General features: G+C 69.6%; 10 protein-coding genes. 3 read left to right on the top strand and 7 right to left on the bottom strand.

Translation table 11 applies throughout. From position 1 onward, the window contains the following. From GBZ26_RS17760 to GBZ26_RS17735, 6 genes are all read right to left on the bottom strand, one after another. A partial coding sequence (locus GBZ26_RS17760; RefSeq protein ID WP_247884836.1) for an MlaD family protein occupies positions 1–482 on the bottom strand: 482 nt, incomplete at its 3' end. Continuing rightward, complete coding sequence (locus tag GBZ26_RS17755; protein ID WP_174439970.1) at positions 475–1,746, bottom strand: paraquat-inducible protein A; 1,272 nt, start codon at positions 1,744–1,746, stop codon at positions 475–477. The genes GBZ26_RS17760 and GBZ26_RS17755, both read right to left, overlap by 8 nt. 177 nt (positions 1,747–1,923) lie before the next feature. Continuing rightward, the gene (locus GBZ26_RS17750) at positions 1,924–2,625 is read right to left on the bottom strand and encodes a hypothetical protein (RefSeq protein WP_174439969.1); all 702 of its coding nucleotides are present in this window, start codon (positions 2,623–2,625) and stop codon (positions 1,924–1,926) included. Positions 2,626–2,736: 111 nt separating this feature from the next. Then, positions 2,737–4,431: a tetratricopeptide repeat protein gene (locus GBZ26_RS17745; protein ID WP_174439968.1), complete on the bottom strand. Its 1,695-nt coding sequence runs from the start codon at positions 4,429–4,431 to the stop codon at positions 2,737–2,739. 65 nt (positions 4,432–4,496) lie between these two features. Then, on the bottom strand, positions 4,497–6,815 hold the full coding sequence (locus GBZ26_RS17740; RefSeq protein ID WP_174439967.1) for an NADP-dependent malic enzyme: 2,319 nt from the start codon (positions 6,813–6,815) through the stop codon (positions 4,497–4,499). Between the two features lie 164 nt (positions 6,816–6,979). Beyond that, on the bottom strand, positions 6,980–8,281 hold the full coding sequence (locus tag GBZ26_RS17735; RefSeq protein WP_174439966.1) for a dicarboxylate/amino acid:cation symporter: 1,302 nt from the start codon (positions 8,279–8,281) through the stop codon (positions 6,980–6,982). A 240-nt stretch (positions 8,282–8,521) separates the two neighbouring features. Between GBZ26_RS17735 and GBZ26_RS17730 the strand changes: the two genes are divergently transcribed. The 3 genes from GBZ26_RS17730 (at position 8,522) to GBZ26_RS17720 (ending at position 14,028) form a co-directional block, all read left to right on the top strand. After that, positions 8,522–10,351 (top strand): sensor histidine kinase, encoded by a 1,830-nt coding sequence (locus GBZ26_RS17730; RefSeq protein WP_247884835.1) that lies wholly within the window; start codon positions 8,522–8,524, stop codon positions 10,349–10,351. Continuing rightward, on the top strand, positions 10,348–11,727 hold the full coding sequence (locus GBZ26_RS17725) for a sigma-54-dependent transcriptional regulator (RefSeq protein WP_174439965.1): 1,380 nt from the start codon (positions 10,348–10,350) through the stop codon (positions 11,725–11,727). Before GBZ26_RS17730 ends, GBZ26_RS17725 begins: the two co-directional genes overlap by 4 nt. A gap of 141 nt (positions 11,728–11,868) precedes the next feature. Then, positions 11,869–14,028 carry a tetratricopeptide repeat protein gene (locus tag GBZ26_RS17720; protein ID WP_174439964.1) on the top strand — a complete coding sequence of 720 codons (2,160 nt, stop codon included), beginning with the start codon at positions 11,869–11,871 and terminating at the stop codon, positions 14,026–14,028. Positions 14,029–14,035: 7 nt separating this feature from the next. Here the strand turns inward: GBZ26_RS17720 and GBZ26_RS17715 are convergent, their stop codons facing one another. Beyond that, entirely contained in the window at positions 14,036–14,728 is a 693-nt protein-coding gene (locus GBZ26_RS17715) for a DUF2161 domain-containing phosphodiesterase (protein WP_174439963.1), read from the bottom strand. Between the last annotated feature and the right edge of the window lie 41 nt (positions 14,729–14,769).

The raw sequence follows: 14,769 nt of genomic DNA, 5'->3' as shown, positions 1-14,769 counted from the left end.
GAGCTGGACCGGATCAGCGGCGGCTCCTCCAGCCCGCGGAAGGCGCTGAGCGCTTCGCCGTTCCCGGTTCCCGGGTCCATGCCGATGTAGGCGCCCGAGATCAGGGTGCCGAGGCCCGATACGCCGCCGAATCCCAGCCGCGGCTTGACCACCCAGAAGCTCGTCCGGTCGTTGAGGTAGGAGGCGGCGCCCTTCACCATGCGCACGGTGACGATGACGTTCGCCAGATCGGGCGACACCGCCACCCCCTGCACCGTCCCGACATCCACGTCGCGGTAGCGCACGCGGGTCTTGCCGGGTTCCAACCCCTCCGCCGTGTCGAAGGTGATGGTGATGGTCGGGCCGCGCTCGTTCAGCGTCCTCCAGGCCAGCCAGCCGCCGATCAGCGCGGCGATCAGCGGCACCAGCCAGATCAGCGACAACCCGCGACGGCGGCGGATCACCGGGCTGGCCGGCTCCAACGTCGAGTTCGGATCAGTCATGAGGGGAATCCTGCCGCTGCGCCCGCCCGGACGGCGCATCCCAGATCAGCCGCGGGTCGAAGGACTCCGACGCCAGCATGGTGATGATGACGACCGCGGCGAAGGCGACGGCGCCCAGCTCCGCGTGGATGGTGGCGATGGCGCCCAACTGGACCAGGGCCGCCAGAAGCGAGATCATGAAGATGTCCACCATGGACCAGCGCCCAACCCCCTCGATCAGACGGTAGAGCCGCGTGCGGTCGCGCTGCCGCTTCGGCGACCCCCGCTGCACCGTCCACAGCAGATAGGCCAGCCCGATCAGCTTCAGCACCGGCACGGTGATGCTGGCGAAGAAGACCAGCAGGGCCACCGGCCACATCTCCGCCGCGATCAGCGCCTCCACACCGGACAGGATGGTGTCGGGCTGGCCGGCGCCGAAATAGACCACCGTCATGATCGGCAGCAGGTTCGCCGGAATGTAGAGGATCGTCGCCGCGGAAATCAGCGCCCAACCGCGCGGCAGGCTGTTCGGCTTGCGGTGGTGCAGACGGGCGCCGCAGCGTGGGCACCCGCTCCGTGATCCGGGCTCCTCCGACCCGGCCACCACCTGATGGCAATCATGGCAGGCGGTCAGCCGCTCCGGATCGGCGTTGGCCGCCTGGGCGACGCGGGTCTGCGGTGCGATCCGCTCCCACACCTCGAAGGGACTGAGCGACGCCTCCCCCCACACCTGCACCAGGATGAAGGCGACCAGCGCGGCCAGCGATGCCCCCGGCTCCAGCTCCGCCAGATCGGACAGCTTCACATAGGCGACGATCAGGCCGAGCAGAAAGACCTCCGCCATCGCCCAGCGGCGCAGCCTCGCCACCGTCCGGAAGGTCCAGGCCGCGCCCGGCGCGGCCGTCCGTCCGGCGGCGAGCGGCATCACGACGTAGAGCGTGCCGAGCACCTGCGCCAGCGGCGCCAGGAACAGCACGAAGAAGACCAGGACGCCCAGCACCTCGTAGCCGCCGTCCCACAGCGCCATCGAACCGCTGAGCAGGGTTGCCGTCTGCGCCCGCCCCTCCAGCTCGAAGGTCAGGATCGGGAACAGGTTGGCGGTGATGAACAGGATCGTCGAGGCGATGGCGAGAGCCACCGCGTGCCCCAGCCCTCCGGTCCTGAAATGACGCAGCACCGCCCCGCAGCGGTGGCATTCCGCAAGATGGCCGGGCAAGGCCGGTGGCAAGGCGTGCGGTTCCCCGCAGTCGGGGCAGAGCAGGATCGGGTGGTCCGGTGCGGTCATAGCGTTGGCTTAACATTTCCCAGAGGCGAAAGGTCCACCGCATGCGGAGTGCGCCAGCGGAGGAACACCGACCGGAACGGATCGTTGGCCGGGGTGGACCGCAAGCCCCGGATGGAAAAAGCCCTTTCCCCATGGATGGGGAAAGGGCTTTGGCCTTTGGCGGAGGATGGGCTTCGGTCAGACGAACAGGTTGAAGCTGCCCAGAAGCTTCTGCGTGCCGGACTGGCCGGTGGGGATCGAGTTCAGGCTCGACGCCGCTTGGCTCAACCCGTCCAGCATCGCCTGCTGACCGGTGGACAGGTTGAAGGGGCTTTCACCCTTCTTCGGAGCCTTGACGACCGTGTCGTAATCCTGGGTGTACTTGCCCATGCTGAGCTGAATGGCGTAGTTCTTGGCTTCCTTGGCGGACTGCCCCTTCTCACGCGTCAGGCGCAGGGTGTAGTCGCCACGGTCGAGTTCGTACTCGCCCTGCATCATGCCCTTGAAGGCGTCGTAATTCTTGCCGGCGTTCTTGTCGCTGTCGGCCACGACCGTGCCGAACTTGGACATCACCTGGAGGCGCAGACCCTCGTCGCCGACCTGCCCCAGCGTCACCGCACCCTTCGTGGTCACGCGGAACTTATAGAAATCGACGGGATCGTCGGCGCCCAGCGCACCGACCACGTTCAAGCGGGTCATGTTCTTGGCGAGAACGCCCATGTCCGTGGCAAAGCCGGGGGTGTTGACGGAAGACTTGCGGACGTCCTTGCGGAATTCCTGCACGTCCGCGCTGGCGGCGGCTTCGGCCTCCCGCTGCGCTTTCATGCGCTCGACGGCCGCGGACACGGACTTGTTGAGGTCCGAGACCATCTGGTTGACGCCGGCCATTCCGTCAGACATGGCTCACCCTCCCATCAGGCACGCCCCCGCACCGGGAAACGCGAATGGATCTTTAGACCCCTCACATTACCGCAAAGCACGTAAAGTTGCGAATTGTTTTTCGCCGAAATTTCAGATAGGGAAACGAGAGAGTTGTCCGGCCATCCTTTTCAGCACGCCAGGGATGTCTTCTCCGCCGTGGGGCTGGAACAGGCGCTGCGCCGGGAACCAGGGGCGCACCGCGCTGCCGAGCTGTGTCCAGTCGCGCCTGCCGAAGCGCCAGACCGGTACGCCAAGCGCCGCCGCCAGTTCCCCCACCGCCGTGGCGGGCGATATCACCAGATCCAGGTTCGCCATCAACGCCGCCGTCCCTTCGACATCGTCCGTCAGGTCGAGGTCGCCCCAGCGGTGGATGGCGACGCCGAACCGAGCCTCCGCCGCGCACCGCTCGGCTTCGCACGCGCCGTACTGGAGAGTGACGAAGACGACGCCCGGCACGGCGAACAGCGCGCCCCACTGGTCGAGCCGGCTGTAGGCGGCACGGCGCGATTCGGTCATCAGCGCGCTGCGCCAGGCGATCCCCACGCGCAGGCCGGGGCCGAGCGTGGCGACGCGGTCACGCCAAAGCGCCACCCGCGCCGGGTCGGGAACCAGCCAGCCACCGGTGAGACTGGTGAAGGCGGACAGATCACGGCGGAAGACCCGTGCCAGGGAACCGATCGGCGTGTGCAGGTCGCAGTCGGGCACGGCTTCGGCATCGGACCGCGGGGCACGGACCAGAGCGGCGGGAAAGGAGCGGGCGAACAGCGGCACCAGCCGCCGGTCGGTCTCGATCACCACGGAGCGGGCGCGGGCGATGGCCTCCGCGCAGAGGGAGGAGAAGAGAATGGCGTCGCCCATCCCCTGCTCGCCCCAGATCAGCAGGCGCTTTCCCGTCAAGTCCTCGCCGCGCCACGCGGGCAGCCGCGGCTGGCGCGCCCCGCCCGCCTGACCGGACGCAAAGCGCCAGCCATAGCCGGCCCAGCCCTCGACCAACTCGCCGCGCTCCAAACGCAGCAGGCCGCGGTTGAACTGCGCCAGCGCCAGATCGGGCGCCACGCACAGCGCCCGCCCGTACAGACGCTCCGCCCACGCCCCGTCGCCCAGCCGCTGCACCGCCAGACCGAGATTGCAGAGCGCCGCGGCATAGCCGGGGTCGAGCGCCAGGGCGCGGCGGAACCAGCGGGCCGCCTCCGCGTGGTGGAGCCGCGCCTGCAGCGCATGACCGAAGTTGTTGTTGGCCTGCGGCTCGTCCGGCGTCAGCCGCAGGGCGCGGCGGTGCGCCCGCTCGGCCTCGTCCAGCCGCTCGGCGTCGCGCAGCCCGCCGCCGAGGTTGGACAGCCCCTCCGGCAGAGCCGGGTCGAGCAGGACGGCGCGCCGCCACGCCGCCAGGGCGGCGGCAGCGCGGCCTTGCCGGCTCAGCGCGTTGGCCAGATTGTTCCAGAACGTCGCCCGGTCGGAGCGGCGGGCCAGAGCGGCGTGGTGGCAGGATTCAGCCTCGGCGAAACGGCCCTGCCCGGCGCGCAGCGTGCCCAGGCTGTCGGCCGCGTCCACGAGCCGGGGGTCAAGGGCGAAGGCCGCCTCGAAGCATGTGGCGGCCCCGTCGATCTGTCCGAGATCGCGCAGCACCAGCCCGAAGCCGTAGAGCAGCGCCGGGTTGCGGCGATCCAGCCGCAAGGCGTCGGTGTAGGCGGTCACCGCCTCGGCCAGCCGTCCCTGCGCGTGATGGCGGGCGGCCGACGCCGTCAGGGTAGACAGGTCGTCGCGGGAAGGGGCGTCGGGACTCATCCCGGCAGAGTGGCCCGCGGGACCAGGGCGGCGCAAGCGCCGTCCGGCCCCGCGGCTGCGGTTGCTCAGTCCTCGCCGTCCTGCAGCGCCGGGGGACGCGGGGCGGCGTTGACCGGGGCGGCGAGCTGGGCGTCGACCACCGCCACCGCCGTCATGTTGACCAGACCGCGCGTGGTCACCGACGGAGTGACGATGTGCACGGGGCGCGCAGCACCCAGCAGCATCGGCCCGACATTCTGCGCGTCGGCCATGATCTTCAGCATGTTGAAGGCGATGTTGGCGGCGTCAAGGGTCGGCATGACCAGCAGGTTCGCCTCGCCCTTCAGGCGGCTGTCGGGCAGAACGCCCTTGCGCAGCACCTCCGACAGGGCGGCGTCGGCGTGCATCTCGCCGTCCACCTCCAGGTCGGGCATCTCCTCGGCGATGAGCTGGTAGGCCAGACGCATCTTGCGGGCCGACGGGGTGTCGGCGCTGCCGAAGTTGGAGTGCGAGAGCAGCGCCACCTTCGGCTCGATGCCGAAGCGCTTCACCTCCTCCGCCGCCAGCCGGGCGATCTCGGCCACCTGCTCGGCGGTCGGGTCGGGGTTGACGTAGGTGTCGCAGATGAAGTGCGTGCCCTTCTGCGAGATCAGCCCGTTCATGGCGCCGGCGACCTTCACGCCCTTGCGCAGGCCGATCACCCCCATCACGTGGTTGAAGTGGTCGCCGTAGCGGCCCGAGGTGCCGCAGACCATGCCGTCGGCTTCGCCCCGGCGGACCATCAGCGCGCCGAAGACGGTCGGCTGGCTGCGCACGATGTTCAGCGCGTTGGCCGGCGACACACCGCGGCGGCCCATCAGCTGCCGGTAGACCTCGGCGTAGTTGTGGCAGCGCAGGTCACGGGCGGCCTCGATCACCTCGACATCCTTGCCGATGCGGATGCGCAGGCCCATGTCGGCGATCGTCCGCTCGATGACGTCGGCGCGGCCGAGCAGGACCGGGTGGGCGATGCCGTCGTCCACCACAACCTGGGCGCAGCGCAGCACGCGCGGCTCCTCGCCCTCGGCGTAGACGATCCGCTTGGGGGCAGCCTTCGCCTTGGTGATGACCGGCTTCATGACGAGGCCGGAGCGGAAGACATACTGGCCGAGGCTGTCGCGGTAGGCGCGGAAATCGACGATCGGCCGCGTCGCCACGCCCGACTCCATGGCGGCCTTGGCCACCGCCGAGGACACCTCGATCACCAGACGCGGGTCGAAGGGCTTGGGCAGGATGTAGTCCGGACCGAAGCGCAGGTTCTCGCCGACATAGGCGGCGGCCACCACGTCCGACGGCTCGGCCTGGGCGAGGCTGGCCATGGCGTGGGTGGCGGCGATCTTCATCTCCTCGTTCACCGTCGTGGCGCCGACGTCCAGCGCGCCGCGGAAGATGAAGGGGAAGCAGAGGACGTTGTTGACCTGGTTGGGGAAGTCCGAGCGGCCGGTGGCGATGATGGCGTCGGGGCGGGCCTGCCGGGCGAGGTCCGGCATGATTTCCGGCTCCGGGTTGGCCAGCGCCAGCACCAGCGGCTTGTCGGCCATGCGGACCAGCATTTCCGGCTTCAGCACCTTGGCGCCGGACAGGCCGAGGAAGATGTCCGCCCCGTCGATGACGTCGTTCAGCACGCGGGCGTCGGTGTCCTGCGCGTAGGCGTCCTTGTAGGGGTTCATCTCCTCGTTGCGGCCCTTGTGGACCACGCCGATGCGGTCGACCAGCCAGACGTTCTCGCGCTTGACGCCGAGGCTGAGCATCAGGTCCAGGCAGGCGATGCCCGCGGCCCCGCCGCCGGTGGAGACGACCTTGACGGTGGAGATGTCCTTGCCGACCAGCTTCAGCCCGTTGAGGACGGCCGCACCCACCACGATGGCGGTGCCGTGCTGGTCGTCGTGGAAGACCGGGATCTTCATCCGCTCGCGGCAGCGGCGCTCCACCTCGAAGCAGGCGGGGGCGGCGATGTCCTCCAGGTTGATGGCGCCGAAGGTCGGCTCCAGCCGGACGATGGTGTCGACCAGACCGTCGACGTCCTTCTCGTTCAGCTCCAGGTCGAAGCAGTCGATTCCGGCGAACTTCTTGAAGAGGACGGCCTTGCCCTCCATGACCGGCTTGGCGGCCATGGGGCCGATGTCGCCCAGGCCCAGCACCGCCGTACCGTTTGTGACGACCGCCACGAGGTTGGCGCGGGCCGTCAGCTCCGCGGCCTGGGCCGGGTCGGCGGCGATGGCGCTGGACGCCGCGGCCACGCCCGGCGAGTAGGCCAGCGCGAGGTCGCGCTGGTTCGCCATGGGCTTGGTGGCGACGATCGCCAACTTACCGGGCTTTGGATTCCGGTGGTACTCAAGCGCCATCGCGTCGAAGTCGCCGGACATACGTCCTCTCCCCTTTTAACTTGATTTCAGTTAATTTGCCGAACGACGAACTGTTTCCCCTCCGGCTTATACCCGAATTGCCCGGGCACCGGAATGGGAAAGGGGCAGCCCGCGGCGGACCGCCCCTTCCTTTTCACGCCTCAGGACCAGAGGCCGGACCCGCGTCAGATGCGGGCCAGGGCCGGTTCCTTGAAGTGCTCCTGGTACTCGGCGACCGCCTTGCCCTCGTCGAACTCGCCTTCCATCTTGGCAACCACGATGGTGGCGACACCGTTGCCGATCAGGTTGGTGATGGCGCGGGCTTCCGACATGAAGCGGTCGACGCCCAGCAGCAGCGCCAGCCCCTCGATCGGCAGGTGGCCGGTGGCCGACAGGGTGGCCGCCAGAGTCACGAAGCCGCCGCCGGTGACCGCCGCCGCACCCTTGGAGGTCAGCATCAGCAAGCCGAGGATGGTGAGCTGCTGCCAGATCGTCAGGTCGATGTTGAAGGCCTGGGCGATGAAGATCGCGGCCATCGACAGGTAGATCGAGGTGCCGTCGAGGTTGAACGAGTAGCCGGTCGGGATGACGAGGCCGACGACGTGCTTGGAGCAGCCGAACTTCTGCATCTTCTCCATCATGCGCGGCAGCACGGACTCCGACGAGGAGGTGCCGAGCACGATCAGCAGCTCGTCCTTGATGTAGCGCAGGAAGGTCAGGAGGCTGAAGTTGTACAGGCGGGCGATGCTGCCCAGCACGCCGAAGACGAACAGCGCCATCGTGATGTAGACCGCCGCCATGAGCTGGCCGAGCGAGGTCAGCGACGACACGCCGTACTTGCCGATGGTGAAGGACATCGCACCGAAGGCGCCCAGCGGGGCGACGCGCATCAGGATGCCGATCACGCCGAACAGGGCGTGCGACACCTTCTCGAACATGTCCTCGACCACCTTGCCCTTCTGGCCCATGGCGGACAGCGCGACGCCGAAGATCACCGCGAAGAACAGGATCTGCAGCATGTCGCCCTTGACGAAGGCGCCGATGACGTTGTCCGGGACGATGTTGACCAGGAAGTCGATGGTCGTGTGGTTCTGCGCCTCGGTCGCGTATTTGGCGACGGCGTCGGCCTTCAGCGAGCCGGCCTGGATGTTCATCCCGGCACCCGGCTTCACCAGGTTGACGACCAGCAGGCCGAGACCCAGGGCGAAGGTGGTGACGATCTCGAAATACAGGATCGCCTTGCCGCCGACCTTGCCGACCTTCTTCATGTCGCCGATCGAGGAGATGCCGGTGACCACGGTCAGGAAGACGATCGGGCCGATGACCATCTTGATCATCTTGATGAAGACATCGCCCAGAGGCTTCATCTGCACCGCAAGAGCCGGATAGAAATGGCCAAGCAGAATGCCGATGGTGATCGCGGTCAGAACCTGGACGGTCAGGTTCGTGTAGAATGGCTTTTTCTGGGGTTGCCCTTGGGCGTGCATGATCGTCTCCTCGTGGCGTTCCTGAAATGGGCTGCCGCTCTTGTATCGCGGTCGGCGGCCGGCCCGTCATGCCCTTGTCAAAGCAAGCGGTGTGCCAAGATTAAAAGCGAGGAATCGCAGCGCTCTGACGGAGCGCGTGGGTCAGAATCCGCACGACAGGGGCGGAATCCGTGTGCGAAAATCCGCACACCGCCCCCTCCGCACGATCTCTTGTTGCGGTGCAGCATGGATTGAGGACCGTTGGTTAGGATCGCCCCCGCCCGCCGGACATTTTCGCAAAGCCGCGACTGGGTCGCCCGGCGGCTGCCCGTCCTGTTCGCCCGTCCGCGGCGGGTGATGCTGGCCGTTCTGGTCGTCGGCATGCCGCTGGCCGCGGCGGTGGCGGCGGGCTTGGCGGCGGACAACGCCGGCGAATCCCTGCGCGAACAGGGATCGGCGCAGCTGTCGCTGTATGAATCCAACCTGCGCACCGAGCTGGAGCGCCACGCCGCCGTGCCGATGGTCCTCGCCCGCGACCAGGAAGTCGCTGACCTGCTGCGCGATCCCAGCCCGGAGCGGGTGGACCGCCTGAACCGCAAGCTGGAGGCCATCGCGGCGGCACTGAAGGCGTCCGCCCTCTATGTGATGAACGGGGCGGGCACCACTGTGGCGGCCAGCAACTGGAACGCCTCGCCCAGCTTCGTAGGGCAGAATTTCAGCTACCGCCCCTATTTCCAGTCGGCCATGGAGCGGGGGGAGGGGCATCATTTCGCGCTCGGCACCACCTCGCTCGTCCCCGGCTACTACACGGCGCAGCGGGTGGTGGCGGAAAACCGCACAGATGGGCGGGCAGGCGACCGGGGGGCCGGCGTCGTGGTCCTGAAAGTCGGATTCCAGGAGCTGGAGCGGGCCTGGTCGCACGGCCGGGAGAAGGTTCTGGTCTCGGACCGCGACGGCGTCGTCTTCATCACCAACGTCGAGGTCTGGCGCTACAACGCCCTGCCCCGCCGCCTGCCGGTCACGCTGCCCGCGGCGGCGGTCCCCACGAGCGAGGAAATCCCCACCCTGCCCTGGGCCTTCGGCGGGGCGTCCGACCGCATCACCCTGCGGGAAGGCAACGCGGAGCGGCGTTACCTCCTGCAATCGGCCGCGCTGCCCGGCGGCGATTGGACCATTCACGCCCTGACCAGCCTCGCCCCGGTCGCCACCCGCGCCCAGCAGGCCGGCCTGCTCGCCGCCGCGGCGGTGGCGCTGGCCGCCCTGACCGGCCACGCGCTGGCCCAGCGCCGCCTCAACCTCGTGGAGCGGCTGGCCCTCCAGGAAGAGGCGCGGGCCGAGTTGGAGCGCCGCGTCGCCGCCGCCACCGCGGAGCTGCGCGCCACCGAGAACGAGCTGACACAGGCGGCGAAGCTGGCGGCGCTGGGCCAGATGTCGGCGGCCATGGCCCACGAGATCAACCAGCCGCTGGCCGCCATCCGCAGCTTTGCCGACAACGCGGTGGTGCTGCTGGAGCGCGGACGCCCGGACGCGGTGCGAGACAATCTGGCGGAGATCGCCGACCTGACCGACCGCATGGCCGCCATCACCCGCAGCCTGAAGGGCTTCGCCCGGCGCGCCTCGGGCACGCTGGGCGCGGTGTCCGCCGCCGCCGCCGTCGGGCAGGCGCTGGCCCTGCTGGAGGCCCGGCTGCGCCGCGATTCCGTGACGGTGGACACCGACCTGCCCGCCGGCCCCCTGCTGGTCACCGGCGAGGACGTGCGGTTGCAGCAGGTGCTGGTCAACCTGATCGGCAACGCCGCCGACGCCATGCGCGCCTCGCCCCGCCGCCATGTCCGCATCGCCCTGGCCGCGGAGGGGGAGGAGGCGGTGCTGACCGTCCGCGACAGCGGCCCCGGCATCGCCGAAGCCGACCTGCCGCGCATCTTCGTGCCCTTCTTCACGACCAAGGAGGCGGGCGACGGGCTCGGCCTCGGCCTGTCGATCAGCCACGGCATCGTCGAGGATTTCGGCGGCAGCCTGACCGCCGCCAACCACCCGGAGGGCGGCGCCCTCTTCACCATCCGCCTCAAGCGCAGGGATACCCAGACATGACGACCGGCAGCATCGCCCCGGGCGGCTCCGTCCTCTTCGTGGACGACGAACGGTCCGTCCGCCTCGCCGGGCAGCAGGCGCTGGAGCTGGCCGGCTTCGACGTCACCGCCTGCGACGGGGCGGAGCGCGCGCTGCGCCATCTCGGCCGCGACTGGCCGGGCGCCCTGGTCACCGACGTTCGCATGCCGCAGATCGACGGGCTGGAGCTGATGGAACGCGCCCTGGCGCTGGACCCCGAGCTGCCGGTCATCCTGATCACCGGTCACGGCGACGTGCCGATGGCGGTGGAGGCGATGCGGCGCGGCGCCTACGACTTCCTGGAAAAGCCCTTCCCCTCCGACCGGCTGGTCGAGGTGACGCGGCGCGCGGTGGAGAAGCGCCGCCTGGTGTTGGAGAACCGGCGCCTGCGCGACCAGCTGGCCGGGCTGCCCGCCGGGGAGGCCTCGCCCATCGTCGGGCGGACGCCGGGGATCGAGCGGCTGCGCGGCGCCATCGCCGCGGTGGCCGACACGGACGCCGACGTGCTGGTGCTGGGTGAGACCGGCACCGGCAAGGAGATGGTCGCCCGCGCCCTCCACGCCGGCAGCAACCGGCGCAAGCACCCCTTCGTCGCCCTGAACTGCGGCGCCATGCCCGAGGCGATCTTCGAGAGCGAGCTGTTCGGGCACGAGGCCGGGGCCTTCACCGGGGCCGGCAAGCGCCGCGTCGGGCGCATCGAGCACGCCAGCGGCGGCACCCTGTTCCTCGACGAGATCGAGAGCATGCCGCTGTCGCTCCAGGTCAAGCTGCTGCGCGTGATCCAGGAGCGGGTGGTGGAGCCGCTCGGCTCGAACGAGCTGATTCCGGTGGACCTGCGCGTCGTCGCCGCGACCAAGGTGGACCTGCGCAGGGCGGCCAGCGAGGGCAAGTTCCGCGAGGACCTCTATTACCGGCTCAACGTCGTCGTGGTGACCATCCCGCCGCTGCGCGACCGCCGCGACGACATCCCCCTGCTGTTCCAGCATTTCGTCGTCCAGGCCGCCGCCCGCTACAACCGCGAGCCCCGCGCGCCGAGCCCGGCGCAGGTGCAGCGGCTGGCGGCCCACGACTGGCCCGGCAACGTGCGCGAGCTGCGCAACGCCGCCGACCGCTTTGTCCTGGGGCTGGACGACACGCTGTCGGCGATGGGCGCCACCACCCCGCCGATGGCGGCGGGCCGCAGCGGCCTGTCGCTGGCGGAGCAGGTGGACCTGTTCGAGAAGAGCCTGATCGAAAGCGAGCTGGCGCGTGCCAAGGGCAGCGTGAAGGCCGCCATCGAGGCGCTGAACATTCCGCGCAAGACCTTCTACGACAAGCTGAAGCGCTACGGCCTCAGCCGCGAGGACTTCGTGGAGTGACCTGTCTTCCGACGGTGGACGGCGGGTCCGCGATGGGCGAAAAGACCCGTTGACCCCCACCGCTCCACCGCCCGCCCCTCACACCGGAGGCCCGCCCTGGCAACCATCGCCGAAGCCCTTGCCGCCGCGCTCGACCACCACATGAACGGGCGGTCGGCGGAGGCGGAGATCCTGTACGGGCGCATCCTGGAGGCCGCCCCCGAGCAGGCCGACGCCCGCCATCTGCTGGGCGTGCTGTGCGGGCAGACCGGGCGCGTGGAACAGGCCGCGGCGCTGATCGGCGAGGCCATGGCGCTGCGCCCCGACGCGGCGGATTATCCCGCCAACCTCGCCAACATCCTCGACGCCGCGGGGCAACCGGAGCGGGCTGCCGCCGCCCATCGCCGCGCCCTGTCGCTGTCCCCCGACACGGCGGAGGGCTGGTACCGCTTCGGCAACGCCCTGCCCCACGGCGGCACCCATTTGCGCGAAGCGGCGGTCACGGCGCTGGAGCGCGCGGTGCGGCTGGTGCCCGGCGACCATCGCGCCGCGGGACGCGCCGCCCTGCTGCTGCAGATCATGGCGCGGCCCCACCGGGACGCCGGGCAGCGTGCGGAGGCATCGGCGCTTCTGGAGCGGGCGGCGGGGCTGCTGCCTGAGGATGCGGGCATCCGCTTCGACCGCGCGGCGGCGCTCTACGCGCTGGGCGACCGGGCCGGAGCGATGCGGGAGTTCCGCCACACGCTGGTGCTCGCCCCCGGCCATGCCGACGCTTGGAGCAACCTCGGCCTGCTGCTCGACGAGACCGGGCATTCTTATGACGGCGCCATGGCGTCTCTGCGGGCCCTGGCGTTGCGGCCGGATTTTGTGGGAAGCTGGGTCAACCTGTCCGCCGCCTGGAACACCCTGGGCCTTCATGGTCGGGCGGTCACCGCGGCGCACCGCGCCTCCGCCCTGCATCCCGGCCACGCGGGCGCCATCGGCAACCTCGCCGGGGCGCTGGGGGCGATGGGCGAGGTCGAACCGCCATCGAAGCTGTTGCGCCGCGCGGTGATTCTGTGCCCGGACGATCGGGATATCGCCAGCCGCCACCTCTATTCGCTTCTCTTCCTGAGCCGTCAGGACAGCGCCGATCTGCTGGCGGAATCGCGCCGCTGGGCCGCGAGATTCGCGCCGCCGCGGCCATTGCCGCCCCCCGCCAACCATCCGGCCCCGGACCGCCGGCTGCGCGTCGCATTCTTGTCGGGCGATTTCCGCAACCACGCCTTTTCCTTTTATCTGGAGCCGCTGTTCCGGGCCTTCGACCGCTCGGCGATCGAATTGGCGCTGTACTCGACCACCACCGCGCCGGACACCAAGACACAGCGCTTCCGCGGAATTGCGGATCTGTGGCGGGACGTGGCGAGCCTGAGCGATGACGAACTGGCGGATACCATCCGGCGGGACGGGGTGGACGTTCTGGTCGATCTGGCCGCACACACCATGGGAAACCGGCTGCCCGTCTTCGCCCGGCGGCCTGCTCCGGTTCAGGCGACCAACGCGGTCAACGTCGTCACCACCGGCATCGGCCATTTCGACGCCTGCATCACCGATGCCCTGCTTTGTCCACCGGGGACGGAAACGCAGTATGCGGAACCGCTCTTGCGGCTGCCTCAAATCTCCTGGGCCTATCAGGGTCCACCGGAGGCGCCGGAGGTCGGCCCTCTGCCGGCGCTGCGCAATGGGTTCGTCACCTTCGGATCCTTCAACAATCTCAACAAGCTGACCGACGAGACGGTGGCCCTGTGGGCACGCGTTCTGAACGCCGTTCCGGACTCCCGTCTTGTGCTGAAATACATGTCGATGCGGGATTCCTCGACCTGCTCCCGCCTGCGCGACCGTTTCGGGGCGTACGGAGTGGCCGACCGGCTGGAATTGCGCCAGCCCCCCACGGGACTGCGGGCGAATTTCGACGATTACAACGACTTGGACATCGCGCTGGACCCCTTCCCCTTCAACGGGCACACGACGACCTGCGAAGCGTTGTGGATGGGCGTACCGGTCCTGACCATGGCAAGCCGTCCCGGCGATTTGGGAGTCGCAAGGGTCGGCGAGGCCATGTTGACCAGCGCAGGGTTGCCGGATCTGATCGCCCGCAATGCCGATGCCTATGCCACCCGCGCTTTGGAGCTGGCCTCCGATCTCGACGCGCTCGCCACCTTGCGCTCGGGGCTGCGGGGCCGTGTCGCGGCGTCTCCGCTCGGCGACGTCGAGGGGCAGGCCCGCGCCTATGAGAACGCGTTCCGGACCCTCTGGAGGCGCTGGTGCGCCGCGCCCCGGTGAGGCAGCGTCACTCCGCGGCCAGCGCGTGGGCAAAGGTCTCCACCCCCTGAAGACCGGCGTCGGTCAAACCGTAGGTGCCCTTGGCGATCCGTTCGAACCAACCGTAGACGTTGCGCTGGAGAATGGCCGCAGCGTCCTTCGGCGCCCCGGCGGCGCGCAACGCCTTCAGGGACAGCGGCCCGGCGACCAGCAGCCGGGCGCAGCGCAGCGCGTCCTGGCGGTAGGCGGTGACGATGGGCACGCGGGTGGAGCCGCCGCGGTTGGGATCGCCCCGGCGCCGCGCGTGCTCGCCCAGCAGGCGGGCGGTGCGCGTCCTGTCCTTGCGCGGGCTGTAGGGAACGGGGTCGAGCAGAACCTCCACCTCATGCCCCGCCGCCCGGCCGGTGTCGACGATCAGCAGCCCGACGCCCAGCCGCCGGCACAGCTTGCGCACCCCGCTGTCGTGGGGCGACGCGCCGCTGGCCTTGCGCCCCGGCTGCGGCACGGCGAGATAGACGGTGTCGGTCAGGGCGAGCCGGTCCACCCCCTGAAGCAGCAGGTCCAGGGTGAAGCGCTTCTTCAACTCGACGATCAACGGCGGCTCGGCCCCACGCACCGCGACGAGGTCGCAGCCAAGTATCTCGGCCTTCACGTCGTAACCCTGGGCTTCGAGGAAGGCTTTGACGGGGGCGTAGAGGTCGGTTTCAGCGGTGATGGGCAAGGGAGGTGGAGCACGTTCTGGAGGGAACCCCCACCCTAACC

The organism is Azospirillum formosense, assembly GCF_013340925.1.
Taxonomy (GTDB): Bacteria; Pseudomonadota; Alphaproteobacteria; order Azospirillales; family Azospirillaceae; genus Azospirillum; species Azospirillum formosense.
This window is presented reverse-complemented; position numbering and strand designations above follow the sequence as displayed.

Bases quoted from the DNA above. Each gene is read 5' to 3' on its own strand.
- GBZ26_RS17755 (WP_174439970.1), bottom strand. From the start codon at position 1,746: ATGACCGCACCGGACCACCCGATCCTGCTCTGCCCCGACTGCGGGGAA.
- GBZ26_RS17750 (WP_174439969.1), bottom strand. From the start codon at position 2,625: ATGTCTGACGGAATGGCCGGCGTCAACCAGATGGTCTCGGACCTCAAC.
- GBZ26_RS17745 (WP_174439968.1), bottom strand. From the start codon at position 4,431: ATGAGTCCCGACGCCCCTTCCCGCGACGACCTGTCTACCCTGACGGCG.
- GBZ26_RS17740 (WP_174439967.1), bottom strand. From the start codon at position 6,815: ATGTCCGGCGACTTCGACGCGATGGCGCTTGAGTACCACCGGAATCCA.
- GBZ26_RS17735 (WP_174439966.1), bottom strand. From the start codon at position 8,281: ATGCACGCCCAAGGGCAACCCCAGAAAAAGCCATTCTACACGAACCTG.
- GBZ26_RS17725 (WP_174439965.1), top strand. From the start codon at position 10,348: ATGACGACCGGCAGCATCGCCCCGGGCGGCTCCGTCCTCTTCGTGGAC.
- GBZ26_RS17720 (WP_174439964.1), top strand. From the start codon at position 11,869: ATGAACGGGCGGTCGGCGGAGGCGGAGATCCTGTACGGGCGCATCCTG.